A 19,951-nucleotide genomic window follows, 5' to 3' on the forward strand; every position below is an offset into this window, starting at 1 on the left:
TATAATTCATAATTGCGTGTATCGACAAAGGGGTGAAATTATGCCCCTTTGTTGTATGCATATATAACTATATGCTCTGAAACAGGGCATATATGAGCGTTTTATGCTCAAGTTTTCTATCAAAATAGGAGGTAAGAAGAATGCCAACATTTAACCAGTTAGTTAGAAAGGGTCGTCAGACATCTGTTAAGAAGTCTACAGCACCTGCTCTTCAGAAGGGTTTCAACTCTCTTCACAAGAAGGCAACTGCTACAGCTTCTCCTCAGAAGCGTGGTGTCTGCACAGCTGTTAAGACAGCTACACCTAAGAAGCCTAACTCTGCTCTGAGAAAAATCGCCAGAGTACGTCTTTCTAACGGTATTGAGGTAACAAGCTACATTCCTGGTGAGGGACACAACCTTCAGGAGCACAGCGTTGTTCTCATCCGTGGTGGAAGAGTTAAGGATCTGCCTGGTACAAGATACCACATCATCAGAGGTACTCTTGATACTGCAGGCGTAGCCGACAGAAAACAGGCTCGTTCTAAGTATGGCGCTAAGAGACCTAAGGCAGCCAAGAAGTAATTAATTATTTAATTACAGAACTATTAATAGTACTAATTTAATAAGTGTTGGGATTCTGTTCTATTCTATAAATATAGTAATTAGTTAGAAAACCGCACGAACACTAATTAGTGAGTACCGATGATTGTAGTAAGCAGTGATTTTATTACTATCATTGCAATTCTAAAGGAGGGAAGAACCGTGCCGCGTAAAGGACATATTGTAAAACGTGACGTATTAGCGGATCCTTTATACGATAACAAGGTTGTAACCAAGCTTGTCAACACAGTTATGCTTGATGGCAAGAAGGGTGTAGCTCAGAAGATCGTATACGGAGCATTCGCACAGGTAGAGGAGAAGGCTGGTAAGCCTGCTCTTGAAATATTCGAGGGAGCTATGAATAACATCATGCCTGCTCTCGAAGTAAAAGCTAGACGTATTGGTGGTGCTACTTACCAGGTTCCTATCGAGGTTAGACCTGATAGACGTCAGGCTCTTGCACTTCGTTGGCTTGTAAACTTTTCACGTGCTAGAGGCGAGAAGACTATGGTTGACAGACTCGCTTCAGAGATTATGGATGCATACAATAACACTGGTGCAGCTGTAAAGAGAAAAGAAGACATGCACAAGATGGCAGAAGCAAACAAGGCATTCTCACACTACAGATTCTAATCTGTACTTGGGAATTATCAGGTTAAGCTTCATTTAATAATTTAGGAGGAAGAACCTTTGGCTGAGAGACAATACCCATTGGAGAGAACCAGAAACATTGGTATCATGGCTCATATCGATGCAGGAAAGACTACTCTTACTGAGCGTATTCTTTACTATACCGGTGTTAACTATAAGATTGGTGAGACCTACGAAGGAACTGCTACCATGGACTACATGGCTCAGGAGCAGGAGAGAGGTATCACAATCACATCCGCAGCTACAACTTGCCACTGGACACTTCAGGAAAACGGAAAGACAAAGCCCGGCGCTTTAGAGCACCGTATCAACATCATTGATACACCCGGTCACGTTGACTTTACCGTTGAGGTTGAGCGTTCACTTCGTGTACTTGATGGCGCCGTAGGCGTATTCAGTGCGAAGGAAGGCGTTGAGCCTCAGTCTGAGAACGTTTGGCGTCAGGCTGACGGATTTAATGTTCCTCGTATGGCATTCATCAACAAGATGGATATCATTGGAGCAAACTATTTCGGAGCTGTTGAGCAGATTCGCAATAGACTTAAGAAAAATGCTATTATGATCGAGATTCCTATCGGAGCTGAGGATCAGTTCATGGGAGTTATAGATCTTTTCGAGATGCAGGCTTACATCTATAACGGTGATAAGGGCGAGGATGTTCAGATTGGTGAGATTCCTGCTGACCTCAAGGATGATGCTGAGCTTTATCACTCAGAGCTCGTTGAGAAGATCTGCGATCTTGATGAGGACCTTATGATGCAGTACCTTGAGGGTGAAGAGCCGTCAGTTGCTGACCTTAAGGCAGCTCTTCGTAAGGCTACATGTGAGTGTAAGGCATTCCCTGTTTGCTGTGGTTCAGCCCACAAGAACAGAGGTATCCAGAAGCTTATCGATGCTGTTATCGAATTCATGCCTTCACCTCTTGATATCCCTGCTTGTAAGGGAACAGATATGGATGGCAACGAGATTGAGGTTGAGTCAACAGATGATGGCCCCTTCGCAGCTCTCGCATTCAAGATTGTCAGCGATCCTTTCGTAGGAAAGCTTGCATTCTTCCGTGTATATCGTGGTACAGCTAATTCCGGATCTTATGTACTTAACAGTACAAAGGATAGCAAGGAACGTCTTGGACGTATCCTTCAGATGCACGCTAACAAGCGTTCAGACCTTGAGAAGGTTTATTCAGGTGATATCGCGGCAGCTGTTGGTCTTAAGAACACAGTTACAGGTGATACACTCTGTGATGAGAAGAACCCTGTAATCCTTGAGTCTATGGAGTTCCCTGATCCCGTTATCGAGCTTGCTATCGAGCCTAAGACTAAGGCTGGTCAGCAGAAGCTTGATGAGGCTCTTATGAAGCTCGCTGAAGAGGATCCTACCTTCAGAGCTCATACAAACCCTGAGACAGGTCAGACCATCATTGCTGGTATGGGTGAGCTTCACCTTGATATCATCGTTGACAGACTTCTTAGAGAGTACAAGGTTGAGGCTAACGTTGGTGCTCCTCAGGTTGCTTACAGAGAAGCTATCACAAAGGCTGTAGACGTTGAGTCTAAGTATGCTAAGCAGTCCGGTGGACGTGGTCAGTACGGTCACTGTAAGGTTCGTTTCGAGCCCATGGATGCTAACGGAGATAATCTTTACCAGTTCGATAGCGAAGTTGTCGGCGGTGCTATTCCTAAGGAATTCATCCAGCCTATCAGCGAAGGTATCGAGGAGGCTATGAAGGCCGGAACTCTTGGTGGATATCCTGTTGTTGGTGTTCATGCTACAGTTTATGATGGATCATACCATGAGGTTGACTCATCAGAAATGGCATTCCACATCGCTGGATCTATGGCATTCAAGGATGCTATGCAGAAGGGTGCACCTGTTCTTCTTGAGCCTATCATGAAGGTTGAGGTTACTATGCCTGAGGAGTACATGGGAGACGTTATCGGTGACGTTAACTCTCGTCGTGGACAGGTTGAAGGTATGGACGACCTTGGCGGTGGTAAGATCGTTAGAGCACATGTACCGCTTGCAGAGATGTTCGGATATGCAACAGACCTTCGTTCCAGAACACAGGGACGTGGTAACTACTCAATGTTCTTCGAGAAGTATGCTCCTGTTCCGAAGAACGTTCAGGAAAAAGTCCTTTCTAACAAGGGCAACTGATAAAAAAGTAAATGTGAGCCGCTTAAATCAAGCAAAATGCTTGATTTAGTGGCAAACATTTAATATAATCGATATAGTCGGTTAAATTATGTATGAAAATGTTTAAGTAACATTTCACTTAAGGAGGATTTTTAGAAATGGCAAAAGCTAAGTTTGACAGAACCAAACCGCACGTTAACATTGGTACAATCGGACACGTTGACCATGGTAAGACAACTCTTACAGCTGCTATCACAGCAGTACTTGCTGACAGAGGATTCAGCCCTGCAGTAGCATTCGATCAGATCGATAAGGCTCCTGAAGAGAAGGAAAGAGGAATCACAATCAACTCTGCTCACATCGAGTACGAGACAGAGCACAGACACTATGCTCACGTTGACTGCCCTGGCCACGCTGACTATGTAAAGAACATGATCACTGGTGCAGCTCAGATGGATGGATCAATCCTCGTTGTTGCTGCTACTGATGGTGTTATGGCTCAGACAAAGGAGCACGTTCTTCTTGCTCGTCAGGTAGGCGTTCCTTACATCATCGTATTCATGAACAAGTGCGATATGGTTGATGATCCTGAGCTTCTTGACCTCGTTGAGATGGAGATCAGAGACCTTCTTACAGAGTATGAGTTCCCTGGAGATGACACACCTATCATCCGTGGTTCAGCTCTTAAGGCTCTTGAGGATCCTAAGTCCGAGTGGGGTGAGAAGATCATCGAGCTCATGAACACAGTTGATGAGTATATCCCTGAACCTACTCGTGAGACAGATAAGCCTTTCCTTATGCCTGTTGAGGACGTATTCACAATTACAGGACGTGGAACAGTTGCTACTGGTAGAGTAGAGAGAGGTCACCTTAACCTCAACGACGAAATCGAAATCGTTGGAATCAAGGAAGAGACATCTAAGTCAGTATGTACTGGTATCGAGATGTTCAGAAAGACTATGGATTACTGCGAGGCTGGTGACAACGTTGGTCTTCTTCTTCGTGGTGTTGACCGTGATGGAATCCAGAGAGGTCAGGTTATCACAAAGCCCGGCACAGTAACTTGCCACAAGAAGTTCACTGCTGAGGTTTACGTTCTTACTAAGGACGAGGGTGGCCGTCATACACCTTTCTTCACAAACTACAGACCTCAGTTCTATTTCAGAACAACTGACGTTACAGGTGTCTGCAACCTCCCTGATGGTGTTGAGATGTGCATGCCTGGTGACCACGTAACAATGTCTATCGAGCTTATTCACCCTATCGCTATGGAGCAGGGTCTTAAGTTCGCTATCCGTGAGGGTGGACGTACAGTTGGATCAGGTAAGGTTGCTACAATCGTTGAGTAATTCTTATCGGATTGCATAAACACTGAATTCAAAGAGCTTCAAGCCTTGTGCTTGAGGCTCTTTTTTTATTTGTTTTTAAAAGCGGAAAATGGTAATATTCTATTAAGGAGAAGGCAAACGCCTTCTGGGCTGGTCGAAAGACCCGGGTCCACCAACAAGCGGGTAAGACACCCGCTTTTTCTATGGGGTTAAAAGGAGCTTGATACACCAATCTGGAGTATCAGAACTAACTCCTTTTATACAAAAATGGGACACTCGGAAGTAAGACGTGATGATGATTTCATTTATTATTCTAAACAACGATGAACTATTTAGCCCCGGTGTAAGGAGGACTAATGCTTAAGAAAGCAAAAGTGGAGGATGCTATTGAGTAACTGTGAGTGGTGTAATCTATCTGATGAAGATAAAAAATACACATTGTATGAGGATGAGTGGACTGATTTGCGGCTAATTATTCAAAGGATAGAATCCTGCTTGAAGGCAATTCTTGGAGCAGATCTATGTAACTGGACATGTCTTCTGAATAACTTCTACAAAGATGATAATCCAAATCCGCATGTTCATTTGCATTGTCGACCAAGATACAGTAAGCCGGTAGTAATTGGTGACAACAGTTATATCGATGAAGAGTTTGCTCATCATTATGCTTTGAAGAAGCCTAGTAAGATTACTGATGAGGATAAGCAAAATATATATGTCATGATGAAAGAATTCTTATCTTTAAATTGATAACATTATAATAAAATAGTAATGGAGGCTTGGTATGCTTGAATTAAAGGGGATAAACACTGATGCAGAAAAAGAATGGGAATTTGTCAGGAATATGCCGGTAGATGAAAACGGGCTGACTAATTTGATGTCAGGGAATCATGATAAAAACAAAAGAGTTGGTCTGATGCATACGAATTACTTCTAGAGCCAACCAATAATATGCATTTCATAGGCTAAGCTGAGCAGAACGGGACTGTTACAGAGCGTACATGCATATGAAAGTGTATCTAATAAGGACTTTAGTATGTAGGATGTGACCGGGGAGAGCTTGGGGAGAGAATCGAGAAAGGCGGAAAGCATATGAAGAGGAAGAAAATTGAAGTTTTCATATGCATAAGTGAGTGAAAAACTTAAAATATAAGGGATTTAGCCATCTGCAAGGCATATTAAAAGATGCATTTAACTTGATCTCGTATGTCTCAGGCATAAATCAAGAAGCAGTTTAGTGGTTGGATAGAGATTGTAATGAGGTATTTGAGTTATGCTCCGTGATGCAGATATAAGGGATGGCCTTTGCGACTACCTTGAAATAAAATATGGAAAGATACGCTTCTTTGAAGAGCTCACAATGGGCAGATCAAGAGCAGATATAGTCATGGTTACAGATCAGGGGCTGTATGGCATAGAGATTAAGAGCGATGCGGATACCTATGAAAGGCTTACTAGGCAGGTCAGGGACTACGACAGATTTTTTGACTATAACTATGTTGTCGTGGGAAGCAGCCATGCAGGGCATATAAGGGAGCATGTTCCGGACCATTGGGGAATCATTACTGTTGAAGATGACGGTGGAAAGCTCGACTGCTACGAGATGCGTATGCCCCAGCGCAGTCCAAAGGTAAAGCTGAACAACCAGATGGGACTGCTGTGGAGGAGTGAACTTGCCGTAATGCAAGAGAAGAATGGTCTGTACAAGTACTCTGACAAGAGTAAGATGTATCGCAAGAAGTATCTTATAGCAAGCGTGGATAAGGAACTACTTAGAAAGCAGATGTTGGAAGTCCTTTTTGAGAGGGATTACTCTATTTTTGAGGACTAGGTAAGATATTTCTGAATGATTTACTCTATAAAAGTATTGAATAAGTGTTTGTTGGGAGGATGTAGGCATAAATGATAACTATAAAAGAATCAACATACGAGGATGTCAAGAATATACAGAGCCTCTGGGCAGATGAAGATGTTATGAAATACATCTGGCCGGGAGGATTACAGGAGACAGAAGAGGGTGTACGGCAGTGGCTGGATAGATTTATAGATTCCAGACCAATGCAAAATCACTATTCTATATTTGAAGATGGCAAATACTGCGGCGAGACTCAGTATCGCATAGATGAGGCAACTAAAAATGCATCATTAGACATCAAGCTGTTTAAATTTGCAAGGGGCCGTGGGATCGCAAAGCAGGCACTGCTTAATTCTATCGTGGAAGCGTTCGAACATGGGGCTGAAAACCTGTGGGTTGATCCACATCCATCCAATGTTAAAGCGCTAAATCTGTACCGTAGGCTGGGGTTCGTACAGAAAGAAATGCCGGAGTATGTTATCGCTATGGGAGAAGATCCTGCGGTTTATACCTATATGGAACTTCGTAAAAATGATTTTTATAATAAGTTTGAAAAGTCTTGTGGAGCGATAGTTTATACGGTTGAAGACGGGACAATTAAATATCTTCTTGTAGAAGAAATGAGCGGATTCCATAGTTTTCCCAAAGGACATATGGAAGAAGGCGAGACAGAAAAAGATACTGCTCTTCGTGAAATAAAAGAAGAAACAGATCTTGATGTTAAGCTTTGTACTGACTTTAGAGAAAGCGAGTTGTACCGGCTTTCGGAAAAACCTGGCATAACAAAGCAGGTTGTGTATTACCTTGCTGAATATAAAGATACATGTCCGCACATCGTAAGACCAAACGAGGTCAGGTCTCTCAAGAGCCTTAGCCTGGAAGAAGCTATTAATGTTTTAGAGTATGACAACAAAAAAGAGATGCTTAAAAAGGCTGATAGCTATATTAAGAGTAAGGCAGAGGCGCACCTATAAATAATTAAAGGATAATGCCGATATAATAGATAGCAATGGAAATGCGTGTCTTTTCAATGGATTGACCATCCTTGAAGGGGCACGTTTTTTATTTCTTGGAAACACTTTTTATCCGGAGGCAATATGGGAATAACGGCAATATCGAATGATTATCTGATGGGATCGTATAAGTCTTCTTTAGAAAAAGAGAATACTAAAGGCGCAGAAGGCGTAGGAAGTTTTGGCCGGACACTTAAGGCTGAAACTGAAAAGAAATGCCCCTACAGCTTTTTGGCGAAGGATGGTGTCATACAGTATAAAGGAGTAACTTTCGTCTGCGACTACGAGCAGAATGCTATAACTCTGGGAAATATGTATGAAAAAGAAAAGGTGCTGAAAATAGCCCTTCCAAGCGGTGGCAGCCTTCATGTGAACGTAGATAATATCGATACTTTGGCAAAGGCAGCAGGCATGTTTACGCCCGAGGATCTCAAGGCCATTATGCGTGCAATTTCTGAATATAATCACTGCACCAGGAAACGCATGGAGATGGAGGAGGAAAAAACTGAAACCGCAGAGGAGGCAGCTTCAGAGTCAGAAACTCCGGATGCTGAAAAAGAATCTGAGATAGAGCCTGAGACAGTTAAAACGACTTTGACGGAGCAGATCAGTGCTTTCAGAATGGAGCTTTTTGAAAAGCTGATAAATAATGAGACGGAGGTCAAAATTCAGATAGGGAGCCAGGAAATGAGTGTTAAGGAATGGGATAAGCTCATGGACAGGATTGATAAAGAGCTTGAGAATGTGCATGAGGCCCTCCTTGAGAAAGAGGAGAAGCAGGAGGAGAAGGATCAGGAGGAACGGATAAGAAAACTTTTTGAAGAGAGAAACGCATATGAAGAAACATATACTGCTTATCTGGAGGCTTAAGGGGAAGCATATTGCGATCAGAAGGTTGCTGACAATGACACAATAAATATTATTATTTAACGGGTTTCAGGCATAATGCTTGGAACCCTTTTGTTATGGGCATTTTGAATACAAAGTAAATGACAAACCCTTGCCCGGACAGTATAATTTGAGTATTGATGCAAAGGAGACGGGGAGTATATGGGTAGAACAGAAATTGCTGAAATAACAGTTCTTTGTCTTATTTCAGACGGGGACAAAGTGCTGCTTCAGAATAGAATTAAAGAGGACTGGAAAGGTTATACTCTTCCCGGAGGTCACGTGGAGCCCGGGGAGTCTTTTGTTGATGCGGTTATTCGAGAGATGAAAGAGGAAACGGGGCTGGACATAAAGAATCCAAGGCTGGCGGGAGTCAAGCAGTTTCCAATAATAGATGGTGGAAAGGAAAATGGAAGATACATAGTATTTCTTTTCAAAACAAGCGAGTTTAGTGGAGAGGTGATATCTTCATCCGAAGGTAAGATGGAGTGGGTTGAATACAGCAAACTGGAGGAATTAGACACCGTGAATGACCTGGAAGAACTATTGGAAGTCATCAATAATCCTGAGCATACAGAGTTCCAATACCTGGTGGATGGAGATAACTGGACGGTATCGATTAAATGAGAATAGTTGTAATTAGACATGGAAAAGTACTTCATGACTGGAAAAAGTGGTGTACATCGGCTGAGTTTGATGAGCAGTGTTCATTGTATGATAAGGCTCCGATTGATGTAGCATCTATAGGCACTGCGCCTGCAAGTGCGATGAGTAACAATGCGCAGAACATATACATAAGTGAATTGAACAGAACCTTGCAGACCGCAGAAGCGATATTTGGCAAAAGAGATTTCAAGAGAACGTCGTTGATAAATGAGGTTCCGCTTCGCTCTGGTTTTGATACAGCGGTCAAAATGCCTCTATGGTTTTGGAATGTGTTGGGGAGGTTGCAGTGGCTGACTGGAATCAAGAGGCAACCTGAGATTAAGGCACATACCACTATAAGAGCAGAGCAATTTGTAAAACAGATTATCAAGAGTAATGAAGATTGTGCAATAGTCACACATGGTTTTTTCATGCACACATTGATCAAGGCACTGAGAAAAGAAGGCTTCACGGCAGACAAAAATCGTGTGGAATACAGGAATGGGGAAGCAATTGTACTAAGGCGCGATGATTAAAGGGGACTCGTAGGTGATATGAGAAAAGACATTTTGGGGAATAAGTAAGCTGAGAGACATTTCTTCATATGCAAGAGAAAATGCCACAGGAGCAGAGAGGGCCGCTGTGATCGAGGAGCAGGACAGATTCGGGAATACTTTATGAAACATGAGCTGTGACAGTTAAATAATGTCAGGCAAAAGATGATCATTATATAGGAGGCAGCAATGAGTAACAACACAAAAGAATCAGACAAGATGCCAAAGAGACTGGAGCGAACCACCATCTACGAAAGCGACTACGTTTGCCTTTACACAGACAAAGTAGAACTTCCCAGCGGACAGATAATAGATAAGTATCATCAGATCCATTACCCCCATGAGGCTGTCAGTATCGTGATCTTTAATGAGAAGAACGAGATCCTTATGATCCACGAGAAAAGGTATACAGTGGGAAGACTGGAGTGGGAGATTCCCGCTGGGCGTGTCGAGGACGGAGAATCAAAAGAAGATGCAGCCAGGCGCGAGGCCATGGAGGAGACCGGTTGTACTCTGAAGGACTTACAATTTCTCTGCTCTCATAATCCTGCCAACGGAATGGCTGATAATGTCCTGCACGTTTTTGGCGCCAAGGTAGACACAGAAAGCAGCATTCTGGACGTGGATGAAGTGGCAGAAAAAGTGTGGATGCCCATAGATGAAGTCAAAACGCTCCTTAGAGAAAACCGCACTATGGACGGCGTTTCAATACTGGCAATCCTGTTTGCCCTTGAGTTTTACAACTACAATTAAGATAAGGCGGAATGTTTGTGAACAATTTACTGTAGAACATATAAGCAGGCCTTGGTGATAATTTCACTGATGCCTGCTTTTTCGTATAAAAATTTATAATATTTTAATAAAATAAAGGGTGCCAACCTATACCTGTTAAAGGGATAATAGTAAGTAGAATCAGATGTTTATGCCAAACTAAACGGGGAAAGGAGGAAGCGGCAATGGCGGGATCGCCTTTTTCCCTGACGATACTGGGAGCCAGAGGCTCTGTTCCGGTAAGCGGAAGTGAATATATCAAATACGGCGGAGCTACCTCCTGCTACATGCTGGAGGCGGGAAACCAGGTGGTTTTCCTGGACGCCGGTACAGGGATAATCGATGCGCCAAGTCTTGATGACAAGGAAGGCATCTATGTTGTCATGTCCCATCCCCATCTTGACCATATTATCGGACTTCCCTTTTTCCCTGAATTATCCAAAAAGGACAGGAAGATAACCCTGTATGGGAGGCAGGCAAACGGCAGATCCATAGAGGCCCAGATAGAAAAAGCCTATTCACCGCCCTATTGGCCTCTGACCATCGCGGAATACCCTTCCAACTTCGTATACGTGGATCTGGAGCTTCCGCTGTCCATACTAAACGGAAGGGACGTGATCCTTATAGAAGGCATGGAAGTCAGGCACCCCGGAGGGTGTCTGGCCCTTTCAGTGACCTACGAGGGTAAAAAAGTTGTGTATGTCACGGACTGTGAGATAGGAGAGAGCCTCTCCGACAGACTGGTCCGTTTCAGCAAAAATGCTGATGTACTTTTGTGCGACGCACAATATACATCAGCTGAATATGAGAACAGAAAAGGCTTTGGCCACTCCACGCCGGAGATGGCGATTGAGCTGTACAAGGCCAGTGAGGCAGGTAGGCTCCTTTTGATCCATCACGATCCCAAACACAGAGACAGTGATCTGGAGAAACTTGAGGCAGAAATAGGTGATAAAAACATCGCCTTTGCAAGAAGCGGAATGAGAATTGAGATCACTTGATGCTCTTGGTGTGCCAGCCGGAGGTCCCGGATTTCTTTTGAGTTTTTTTACCAATGCCGCCGGCTTTGGCCTTTGGTTTGGAGGACCTGGACTTACCGGAAGAATCATTTTCTTCGGAATCTTCCTTCTTGGTGAGTTCTGCCAGCTGTCCCTTTAGCTTGAGATTTTCCAGATACAGAGCGGTTATGGAAGCCACTGCGCTGACCCGCATCTCCTGTTCCTGGGTAAAAGGTATCCACATGCCATACTTATCCTTGGCATTAATGAGCTGCAGAACGCCCATTACCTCGCCGTTACCTACCAGCATTGGCACAACCAGCATTGAGCAGGTGCGGTAATTGTTCATTGCATCGTAGTTGCGGGTGCCGGTGAAATCAAACTCCTTGGAGACGTAGACATCTTTGAGATTAAGTCTCTTTTTGGTGATGGCGGAGTAGGCGCAGGCGTACTGTTTCTGCATAGGTACCGGCGGAATATCCAGAGAACCGGCCTGATAATTCATGGCGATGCTCTTGGATATGGTGTAGATATATCTGAACATGAGCTTGTTGTCCTCGATGGTGTAGATGGTACCTCCATCACAGTTGCCAATCAGCATTGATTCCTTAAGGGCCACCTCAAAGAGAACATCCTGGTCCACGGGTCGGGACATAAGTGTTGTCAGGGTTACAAGACGATCAAGATTGTATCCGCTCATAGATTAGTACCTTTCTCAGGCAGAGCCTTATTCTAAATAACGTTCATATATTAACAATTATATCATCTTGGAGAGAAAAAGTATTGAGACTTTACAGGAAGTTAATGAAGGCCGGGATTCCCTATGTGGCCATCTCCATATTGCTGCTGCTTAACTGTCTTTTCGCATCCTCGCTGTATACGAGGGCTGAAGAGATTGTTTCTGATGCAGCAAGCGTCATAAGACTTTCCAGGATTGAGGGCACGGTCGAGGTAAGTGACAGCGCGGGAAAAGAAATAAAAGCAACCGACAACATGCGCCTTTTTACCGGCAATCATATCACTACAGCATCCCGTAGCTTCGCTTATTTCAAACTTGATGAATCCAAGGCTGTCAAACTGGACTCTGTAAGTGAGGCAGAGATCAGGAAGAACGGCAAGAAACTGGAAGTTCTCCTTGCTTCGGGAGGGCTCTATTTTGATGTCTCCAAGCCCCTTGCAGAGGATGAGACCCTGAATATCAAGACCTCAAATATGATCATGGGTATCAGAGGAACCAACGCGGATGTTACCATAGTTGATCATAGTCATGTGGTGATCAATCTATATACCGGAAGACTTGTCTGTACTGTGACCAACACCAGGACCAATGAGACCACAACCCTTGAGCTGGAGCCAGGGCAGAGCGGTACTTTTGCAGTCGCAGAAACCGGCATTACAGGTGAGATTGATGAGACAGGCGAGGAAGATAAGTCAGATAAAGGCGACGATAAGGCAGGATTGTCGGTCAGCGCAGAGGTTGGAGATATTGATCTTGATGATGTTAAGGGCTATGTCCTTATGGCTATTATTGAGGCGGGAAGATCTGAGGAGATAAAAGAAGCCAGCGGAATTGACGTAGGAAGCATCCCGTTGGAGGAAATAGAGCAAAGGATACAGGAAGACGAGGCGGTCAAAGAAGAACTTATTGCCAGAGTCGAAGAAGAGGAGCGGATTCAGGAGCAGAATGTCTCCAAGGATAATGTATGGGAGATCAATCCGGATACCGAGGATACTGAGAATAATTCGGAGGACGTTCCGGAGAGAGAATCTGAGAGTGGCAGGGGAACAGGCACAGGTTCTGTCGGTACAGCTACCAGTGCTTCAAATGTTCAGATTCCCGCAGGAATCGGAGTGCCAACAGGTATAGGTGGTAACGGCGGGAATGCAGGAAACACCGGTAACGGTAATGGCGGCGGCTCAGGCGGCGGAGACAATTCCGGCAATGAGCAGCCCTCCGACAATACAGACAGTGGAGGGAACGATAATAACGATGACAATAATAACAATGACAATAATGATGACAAAAATGACGATGATAAAAAAGAAGACGATAAGACAGAAAAAACCTACAAGATAACCGTAGCTACAGCAGAGAACGGCAGCGTAAGTGTGGATAAGAGTTCTGCCACGAAGGGCGCTACCGTTAATATTACAGCGACTCCGGCTGAGGGATATGAGGTTGATTCTGTTTCTGTAACCGGAGTAAGCGTATCCGGAAGCGGCAGCAGTTACTCTTTTACCATGCCTGCAAAAGATGTTACTGTTACCGTGACCTTCAGGGCAATACAGGAACAGACCTACAGTATATCAGTATCATCGGGAAGAGGTGGAAGCGCAGCAGCTTCTGCCGGTAGTGCCATAAAGGGTGAGCGGATCACAATAATCTGCTCGCCGAACGATGGATATGAAACGGAATCCGTAACTGCTACAAGTTCTGATGGAAGTGTTTCCGTATCTGGAAGCAGAAACAGTTATTCCTTTACCATGCCTGCGGGCGATGTTACAGTCTCCGTATCTTTCAGTAAAAAGCCTGAGACAACTTACAGCATCTCTGTATCTGCAGGAACCGGTGGAAGCGCCACTGCATCAGCAAGCAGCGCAAGTCAGGGAACCAATGTGACCATATCCTGTGTACCGGCAGAAGGCTATGAAGTTGATAGTGTGACTGCTTCCGGTCCTTCAGGTAGTGTGAGCGTAAGCGGAAGCGGCAACAGTTATTCCTTCACTATGCCCGCCGGAAACGTCAGCGTCAGCGTAACCTTTAAGCTTTTGCCTGCTACAACCTACAGCATTACTATTGGAAGTCTTGAACATGGTAGTATATCGCTTGGAACCACATCAGCTGCAGAAGGAGATACTGTGTCATTTACCCTTGCTCCTGACAGCGGCTATAAGGTTGATACCGTATCTGTTACAGATGCGGATGGCAGTGCAGTGGCTGTATCCGGAAGTGATAACAGCAGATCGTTTACAATGCCCGGGAAAAACGTGACTGTCAGCGCCACATTTGTATTGGAAGTGGTAACGCATACCATTACATACCAGTTTAATCATGATGGTGTTGCTACGGTAAGCGGACCTGACAGCGCAACGCAGGGAGCTTCAGTAGAGGTTACTGTGACTATTAATGTCGGAGCAAACTATGTCTTTAAGAAGGCGGAGATTATGGCAGAGGGCGAGAGTACAAAGACTCGCAATACCTCCACATTTACTTTTGTGATGCCTGATAAGGACGTAACGGTGAGCATCACACTTGAGGAAAATCAGGCACATACTGTGACATTAGCGACAGATGGGATGCAATTCTCTGATAATACAGGCCCTACTAAGCAGTATGCTAAGGATGAGACTGTGGAAGTATATGGACAATTACAAAAGAACGATGGGGCAGGACTTACTCTTTTAACAGATATTAAATACAGTGGATCAACAACGCCTGAAACAAGCTTGGCATTACGACTGGCATATCATGGTGACCAAAACCATGTTTCAACCTGGTTTACAATGCCGGATGAGGATGTGACGGTAATCGCAGAATATTTGACCGGGCTCTATAAGTGCCCGCGGCAGCAAATGGAACTGAATGACAATGGCAGTAGCATAGGCAGAGTAAGAATACAGTATTCTGATTATGCATCCTATCCTTTTGAAATAGAGGGTTATAACTATGCGCAAAGCGGAAGAACAATGTATATCAGTATATCCGGTCTGGATTCAAGTAAATTTGATTCCCTGAAAAGTAGCAATACAGCTATCACCATTTCCTGTCAGGGGGGCTCGTCTGTTACTGTAACTATTCCGGATGATAACTACGGACCGCCTATCAGTTTCATGATGCCGTCGGATGATATACAATCGATCACTATAAAGCTGACAGAAAAGGATGGAACTACCATTCATACGATGACTGTAACTACTCCGTAACGATTCGGAAAATATCAGATAATGCATAAAGGTATGAAACAGGAAAATACATGAATATGAGTCACATGAAGCCTAACTTAATATTGCTGATTGCGATGTTGCTTGTACTATCCGGCTGTGAAAGTGATACTGAGCAGACTGATACGCCAACATCAGAGCAGGTAGCGGAGTATGCTGCGAGCGAAAGCGCGCCTGAAGAAGCCGCTGCTATGCAAGAGGAGAAAACAACCGGTGCATATGAGCCCGGGATTGAGTATCCGCCTCTTGATTTCTCTCTTCTACCTGAGTACCTAAGCCCCTGCGGCTTTGCTCTCGACGGTGATGCTCTTCTTATAACCGACAGCTATTCCAAAAAAATCTGGAGGCTTAGCCCTGAAGGAGCGGAAGTATACGCCGGAGACGACACCACTTTGGACATCTATGGCGAGCCTCTCGGAGGATATAATGATGCGGACGCAGATGCCTCTTTTTTCAGAATGCCCTGGGCAATATCTCCTTTTCTTGAAGGATATGTGGTATCGGATACTGACAATAATGCACTGCGGCTGATAAGAGAAGGCAGAGTGGAAACGGTAAATGCTGCAATGGATGGTGAGAGCGGTGGTAAGCAGGGAGCTGTCTATAATCATCCTACCGGTCTTGCTACAGATGATGCCGGTAATATCTATGTGTCTGACACCAATGAAGGCAAAATAGCGGTTATTAACTTTATCGGTGAGTACCATGTTTTCCTGGACAATCTGAACAGTCCTATGGGCCTTGCATATCACGACGGTTACCTATATATAGCTGAGACCGGAAATAACAGGATTCTTCGGGCACAGATAGGCGATCCTTACCGGGATGAGCATGAATCGGAGATCGTGGCAGGTTCCGGAGAAGTGGGAGATAGCGATGGGGAGGCATTACAGGCTTCTTTTTCATCGCCGATGGGAATTGCAGCCCCTGATGATGGAAGCCTATTTGTCGCTGATTCCGTAAATGGCAGACTAAGGAGGATCAGTGACGGACAGGTTACAACGATAGATGTAACAGATCCGGCTGCTTCTGAGGTAGAACTTACAACACCTGTGGGCATCTGCATCAGAGGAAAAGAGATATATGTAGCCGACAACTTTGGCAGAAGAATATTTGTGATTCCTTATGAAGAATAAAAAGAAAACGGATAAGCTCCTGAAAAACATAATTGCCCTTCTCGTGGCTGCGGCCTTCACTCTGGTGGCAGCATCCGGGCTTCTTGATGCCTGGGATAATACCGTGAGTGATGTGCTGTATCAGAGGCAGCAGGCTACAGACGGTGAGATACTTGTGCTGGGCATCGACAGAAAAGCACTGGAGGAATTGGGACCAATGCCCTGGCCAAGGAGCGTTATGGCGGATGTCATATCTATCCTGAACAGCGTTGAGGAGAAGCCTTCTGTGATCGCAATCGATGTCCTCTATATAGGAGAGAGTGCTGACTCGGATAGCGATGCTTATCTGGCTGCGGCCGCAGAGAATGGCAGAAATGTAGTCACTGCCTCAGCAGCATCTTTTGGAAGTGACATAGTTGTATCAGACAGCAGTTTTTTGGTGGATAAAAGGAGTGTTCAGGCCTACGACAGACCCTATGAGGCTCTTGAAAACGTCACGGCAACCGGCCACATCAATACAATGGCCGATGCTGACGGTGTTATCCGCCATGCTCTTTTATATGTAGATGTTCCGGAATCTGGGAGGGTACAGTCCTTTTCAAGAACCATTTATGAAAAATACTGTGAGGCCGAAAATCTTGAACCGGCGCCTTCACCTACAACAAAGGATGGATTTTTCTATATTCCATATACTGGAAAAAGCGGAGCCTATTACGACTATATTTCCGTGGCGGATATCTGTGATGGAAGCATTCCGCCGGACTTTTTTGCCGGGAAAATAGTTCTTATAGGGCCCTATGCACCGGGACTTCAGGACGAATACCGGACCTCTATAGATCACGCAGTTCCAATCTACGGAGTTGAGATTCAGGCTAACCTCGTGGATGCCTTCAGAAGGGGCTTTTTCCCTCAGGAGGCTTCGCAGAATCTCCAGCTTGTCGCCTTGTTTATCATCAGCTTTTTTATGCTTCTGTTTTTCTATGACAGAAAAATACTTCAGGCTTTGGCAGGGGAAGTGCTGGTATGCCTATTAGCACTTCTTATATGCCATGTTCTCTATATGAAGGGCGGTGTGGTGCTTCATGTTCTGTGGATACCGCTTTTTGTCAGCGTACTTTTTGTGGTGTCGGTGGCTCTTAATTATATCGGAGCCCAGCGGGAAAGGCGCATGGTTGAGAACACCTTTGGCCATTATGTGGATCCCGCAGTCATGAAACAGCTCCTTGAACAGGGAACATCAGCCTTGGAGCTGGGAGGCAAGATCTATGATATAGCAGTCCTTTTTGTCGATATCAGAGGTTTTACGACTATGAGCGAGACCCTTGATCCGCCAACGGTTGTGGAGATCATCAATTCTTATCTGACCCTCACTACGCAGTGTATTATGAAAAATCACGGAACTTTGGATAAGTTCGTGGGAGACTGTACCATGGCATTCTGGAATGCGCCTGTTCCCCAGGAGGATTCAGTGTATCTGGCATGCTGCGCCGCAATGGACATGGTGGAGGGCTCCAAAGCCCTTGGCGAAGAGCTTCAGAGGCGGTTTGGCAGAAGTGTTTCTTTTGGTATCGGTGTTAACTGGGGACCCGCTGTTGTAGGAAATATCGGTGCTCCGCATCGTATGGATTATACTGCCATTGGTGACACCGTCAATACAGCTGCTCGTCTGGAAGCCAACGCCCCCGGAGGTACAATCCTTATATCAAGGGCTGTTGCGGATATGCTGGGGGACAGGGCGAAGGTAACATCCCTTGGTGATAGCATTAAGCTTAAGGGAAAGGCGGAAGGATATGAGATTCTTACCCTGGATGAACTGGTAAGATAATACAATCCGCGACAAAAAAATACTATTTCACGACAAAATTTGTTTGTGAAATAATATTTCGTGCTATATTAGACTCGTAAGATAGACGAATAGTCTGCGATTATTTATGAGGGAACGGGATGGATAGTAACATGTATGATGAAAGTGGCCTGCTCATTGTGAAGGAGAATCACTGCTGCGAGCACTGGGAGCCTGATGATGGGGTTCTGGTTCCGATGAAAGAGTGCTGGTGTTGCAAGTGGTCTAACTTTCGGAATGAGATCAAGAATTCTTCAAGTGAATGCTTTAGCGTTTGTAATTATGTGGGCAATGCAAAAGAAGCAGTAACCAGGTGAGGAACTCATATGGAGAACACGGGGACGAAAATAAAACTACATATACAGCTGTTTGGCGGGCTTGCGATTTCTTATGAGGGGAAGAACATATCGATCGGCAAGAATAAGACAGCCAAATACATACAGCTTTTAGAGATAGTCTGGCTTAGCGGACGAAAGGGAATACCCAAGGATACTCTCATCAACATCCTCTACGACAGAGAAGAACAGTCCAATATCAGCAACAGCTTCAACAATCTGATCTATCAGATGCACAAGCAGCTGAAGAAATCCGGACTTCCTGACAGCGACTATATCGTGAACAGAGACGGAATCTTTTTCCCTGATGACAATGTGGAGATTGATTCTGATGCGGTCAGGTTCACAGAGTGTGTGGAGAGTGCCAGGAACTGCAATGACAATACCACGGAGATAATCCTTTACAAGCAGGCTTTTGACCTGTATGTATCGGAGCTCCTTCCTGAGATATCCACGCAGGAGTGGGTCATTATGAAGAGCGTTCAGTTCCAGAAGATGTATTCAGAGTGCGTCGTATCACTGGGCAACTATTATCAGAAACGCAAGGATTATGATGCCATGTACCGCGTATACAAGAAGGCGGCGGAGCTGTATCCGGATGATGAGTGGCAGGTTGGAGAGATCAATGCGCTGATAGGCATGGAGGCATACAAGGATGCCTATGCTATTTATAACGAGACTGTCAGGTACTACACTGATGAGCTTGGTATTACTCCCAGTAACGATCTTCTTGAGTGCTATGACAAGATGAGCAGGAAGATCACCAACTCTCCAAACGAGATACTTCAGATAAGAGATGACATCCTTGAACACAGGGAGAGCGTTGTTACAAGTGATGAAGGCGCCTATGACGTATCTTATCCCAGCTTTATCGATGCTTATCACATCCTTAGCAGGAACATGGAGAGAAATGGGCAGTCTGTATTTATGATGCTACTTACCCTTGTAGACTATGAGGGCAAAAAGATATCCAATCAGGCCAAGCTTGAAGCAAGGAGTAAGCTCCTTCAGCAGGCTATATCCGAAACTCTTCGTCAGGGCGATACTTACTGTAAGTATTCGGCATCCCAGTATCTGGTCCTTCTTGTGGGAACCAGCAAGGAGAGCTGCAAGATAGTATTTCGAAGGGTTCTGAACAAGCTCAAGGTTCTGGCAGGACCCAGAACAGAGCTGGAATACAGCGTTGTATCTCTGGCAGAGCTTCCCGACAAGCTGGCGGAGGCAAAGTAACAGCCACAGCTTTTAATATGATTTACAAGATTCTTTTCGGGGGAAAAGGATATTCTTATGAGAATT

General features: G+C 44.8%; 19 protein-coding genes. 18 read left to right on the forward strand and 1 reads right to left on the reverse strand.

The genetic code is table 11. The features are described 5' to 3' along the window. Window positions 1–140 precede the first annotated feature (140 nt). The 13 genes from rpsL to NXH67_RS06195 all read left to right on the forward strand — a co-directional run bounded on the left by rpsL (window position 141) and on the right by NXH67_RS06195 (window position 11,423). Complete coding sequence (rpsL, locus tag NXH67_RS06135) at window positions 141–563, forward strand: 30S ribosomal protein S12 (RefSeq protein WP_022770014.1); 423 nt, start codon at window positions 141–143, stop codon at window positions 561–563. 180 nt (window positions 564–743) lie between these two features. Further along, window positions 744–1,214: a 30S ribosomal protein S7 gene (gene rpsG / locus NXH67_RS06140; RefSeq protein WP_026516618.1), complete on the forward strand. Its 471-nt coding sequence runs from the start codon at window positions 744–746 to the stop codon at window positions 1,212–1,214. 57 nt (window positions 1,215–1,271) lie between these two features. Continuing rightward, entirely contained in the window at window positions 1,272–3,389 is a 2,118-nt protein-coding gene (gene fusA / locus NXH67_RS06145; RefSeq protein WP_022778068.1) for an elongation factor G, read from the forward strand. A gap of 137 nt (window positions 3,390–3,526) precedes the next feature. Further along, on the forward strand, window positions 3,527–4,717 hold the full coding sequence (gene tuf / locus NXH67_RS06150) for an elongation factor Tu (protein ID WP_022778069.1): 1,191 nt from the start codon (window positions 3,527–3,529) through the stop codon (window positions 4,715–4,717). Window positions 4,718–5,083: 366 nt separating this feature from the next. After that, complete coding sequence (locus NXH67_RS06155) at window positions 5,084–5,446, forward strand: HIT family protein (protein WP_272796790.1); 363 nt, start codon at window positions 5,084–5,086, stop codon at window positions 5,444–5,446. A gap of 34 nt (window positions 5,447–5,480) precedes the next feature. Then, window positions 5,481–5,633: a hypothetical protein gene (locus NXH67_RS06160; RefSeq protein ID WP_272796791.1), complete on the forward strand. Its 153-nt coding sequence runs from the start codon at window positions 5,481–5,483 to the stop codon at window positions 5,631–5,633. Window positions 5,634–5,969: 336 nt separating this feature from the next. Next, on the forward strand, window positions 5,970–6,527 hold the full coding sequence (locus tag NXH67_RS06165) for a sce7726 family protein (protein ID WP_272796792.1): 558 nt from the start codon (window positions 5,970–5,972) through the stop codon (window positions 6,525–6,527). A gap of 71 nt (window positions 6,528–6,598) precedes the next feature. Next, complete coding sequence (locus tag NXH67_RS06170) at window positions 6,599–7,525, forward strand: GNAT family N-acetyltransferase (protein WP_272796793.1); 927 nt, start codon at window positions 6,599–6,601, stop codon at window positions 7,523–7,525. Between the two features lie 123 nt (window positions 7,526–7,648). Continuing rightward, on the forward strand, window positions 7,649–8,434 hold the full coding sequence (locus tag NXH67_RS06175; RefSeq protein WP_272796794.1) for a hypothetical protein: 786 nt from the start codon (window positions 7,649–7,651) through the stop codon (window positions 8,432–8,434). A 180-nt stretch (window positions 8,435–8,614) separates the two neighbouring features. Further along, complete coding sequence (locus tag NXH67_RS06180) at window positions 8,615–9,079, forward strand: 8-oxo-dGTP diphosphatase (RefSeq protein WP_022778075.1); 465 nt, start codon at window positions 8,615–8,617, stop codon at window positions 9,077–9,079. Further along, window positions 9,076–9,633, forward strand: coding sequence for a histidine phosphatase family protein (locus tag NXH67_RS06185; RefSeq protein ID WP_272796795.1), 558 nt, complete (start codon window positions 9,076–9,078; stop codon window positions 9,631–9,633). The genes NXH67_RS06180 and NXH67_RS06185 overlap by 4 nt, the downstream gene beginning before the upstream one ends. A 207-nt stretch (window positions 9,634–9,840) precedes the next feature. Further along, window positions 9,841–10,404, forward strand: a complete 564-nt coding sequence (locus NXH67_RS06190) for an NUDIX hydrolase (protein WP_022778078.1) — start codon at window positions 9,841–9,843, stop codon at window positions 10,402–10,404. A 203-nt stretch (window positions 10,405–10,607) separates the two neighbouring features. After that, window positions 10,608–11,423 carry an MBL fold metallo-hydrolase gene (locus NXH67_RS06195; RefSeq protein ID WP_272796796.1) on the forward strand — a complete coding sequence of 272 codons (816 nt, stop codon included), beginning with the start codon at window positions 10,608–10,610 and terminating at the stop codon, window positions 11,421–11,423. On the opposite strand, the gene NXH67_RS06200 is transcribed toward NXH67_RS06195, so the two are convergent. Then, window positions 11,416–12,120 (reverse strand): GAF domain-containing protein, encoded by a 705-nt coding sequence (locus tag NXH67_RS06200; protein ID WP_272796797.1) that lies wholly within the window; start codon window positions 12,118–12,120, stop codon window positions 11,416–11,418. The two genes, NXH67_RS06195 and NXH67_RS06200, sit on opposite strands and share 8 nt — an antisense overlap. An 83-nt stretch (window positions 12,121–12,203) precedes the next feature. Here NXH67_RS06200 and NXH67_RS06205 point away from each other — a divergent pair, with 83 nt between their 5' ends. The 5 genes from NXH67_RS06205 to NXH67_RS06225 all read left to right on the forward strand — a co-directional run bounded on the left by NXH67_RS06205 (window position 12,204) and on the right by NXH67_RS06225 (window position 19,885). Further along, entirely contained in the window at window positions 12,204–15,344 is a 3,141-nt protein-coding gene (locus NXH67_RS06205) for an InlB B-repeat-containing protein (RefSeq protein WP_272796798.1), read from the forward strand. 65 nt (window positions 15,345–15,409) lie between these two features. Continuing rightward, window positions 15,410–16,498, forward strand: a complete 1,089-nt coding sequence (locus NXH67_RS06210; protein WP_272796799.1) for an NHL repeat-containing protein — start codon at window positions 15,410–15,412, stop codon at window positions 16,496–16,498. After that, complete coding sequence (locus NXH67_RS06215) at window positions 16,488–18,302, forward strand: CHASE2 domain-containing protein (protein ID WP_272796800.1); 1,815 nt, start codon at window positions 16,488–16,490, stop codon at window positions 18,300–18,302. Before NXH67_RS06210 ends, NXH67_RS06215 begins: the two co-directional genes overlap by 11 nt. A 119-nt stretch (window positions 18,303–18,421) precedes the next feature. Further along, window positions 18,422–18,637 carry a hypothetical protein gene (locus NXH67_RS06220; protein WP_272796801.1) on the forward strand — a complete coding sequence of 72 codons (216 nt, stop codon included), beginning with the start codon at window positions 18,422–18,424 and terminating at the stop codon, window positions 18,635–18,637. A gap of 9 nt (window positions 18,638–18,646) precedes the next feature. After that, entirely contained in the window at window positions 18,647–19,885 is a 1,239-nt protein-coding gene (locus NXH67_RS06225; RefSeq protein ID WP_272796802.1) for a bacterial transcriptional activator domain-containing protein, read from the forward strand. Window positions 19,886–19,951 lie beyond the last annotated feature (66 nt).

It is taken from the genome of Butyrivibrio sp. DSM 10294 (assembly GCF_028539135.1).
Lineage (GTDB): Bacteria > Bacillota > Clostridia > Lachnospirales > Lachnospiraceae > Butyrivibrio.

Coding starts and splice junctions, on each gene's coding strand:
- rpsL (WP_022770014.1), top strand. CDS start 141: ATGCCAACATTTAACCAGTTAGTTAGAAAGGGTCGTCAGACATCTGTT.
- tuf (WP_022778069.1), top strand. CDS start 3,527: ATGGCAAAAGCTAAGTTTGACAGAACCAAACCGCACGTTAACATTGGT.
- NXH67_RS06160 (WP_272796791.1), top strand. CDS start 5,481: ATGCTTGAATTAAAGGGGATAAACACTGATGCAGAAAAAGAATGGGAA.
- NXH67_RS06165 (WP_272796792.1), top strand. CDS start 5,970: ATGCTCCGTGATGCAGATATAAGGGATGGCCTTTGCGACTACCTTGAA.
- NXH67_RS06170 (WP_272796793.1), top strand. CDS start 6,599: ATGATAACTATAAAAGAATCAACATACGAGGATGTCAAGAATATACAG.
- NXH67_RS06175 (WP_272796794.1), top strand. CDS start 7,649: ATGGGAATAACGGCAATATCGAATGATTATCTGATGGGATCGTATAAG.
- NXH67_RS06180 (WP_022778075.1), top strand. CDS start 8,615: ATGGGTAGAACAGAAATTGCTGAAATAACAGTTCTTTGTCTTATTTCA.
- NXH67_RS06185 (WP_272796795.1), top strand. CDS start 9,076: ATGAGAATAGTTGTAATTAGACATGGAAAAGTACTTCATGACTGGAAA.
- NXH67_RS06190 (WP_022778078.1), top strand. CDS start 9,841: ATGAGTAACAACACAAAAGAATCAGACAAGATGCCAAAGAGACTGGAG.
- NXH67_RS06195 (WP_272796796.1), top strand. CDS start 10,608: ATGGCGGGATCGCCTTTTTCCCTGACGATACTGGGAGCCAGAGGCTCT.
- NXH67_RS06200 (WP_272796797.1), bottom strand. CDS start 12,120: ATGAGCGGATACAATCTTGATCGTCTTGTAACCCTGACAACACTTATG.
- NXH67_RS06210 (WP_272796799.1), top strand. CDS start 15,410: ATGAAGCCTAACTTAATATTGCTGATTGCGATGTTGCTTGTACTATCC.
- NXH67_RS06215 (WP_272796800.1), top strand. CDS start 16,488: ATGAAGAATAAAAAGAAAACGGATAAGCTCCTGAAAAACATAATTGCC.
- NXH67_RS06220 (WP_272796801.1), top strand. CDS start 18,422: ATGGATAGTAACATGTATGATGAAAGTGGCCTGCTCATTGTGAAGGAG.
- NXH67_RS06225 (WP_272796802.1), top strand. CDS start 18,647: ATGGAGAACACGGGGACGAAAATAAAACTACATATACAGCTGTTTGGC.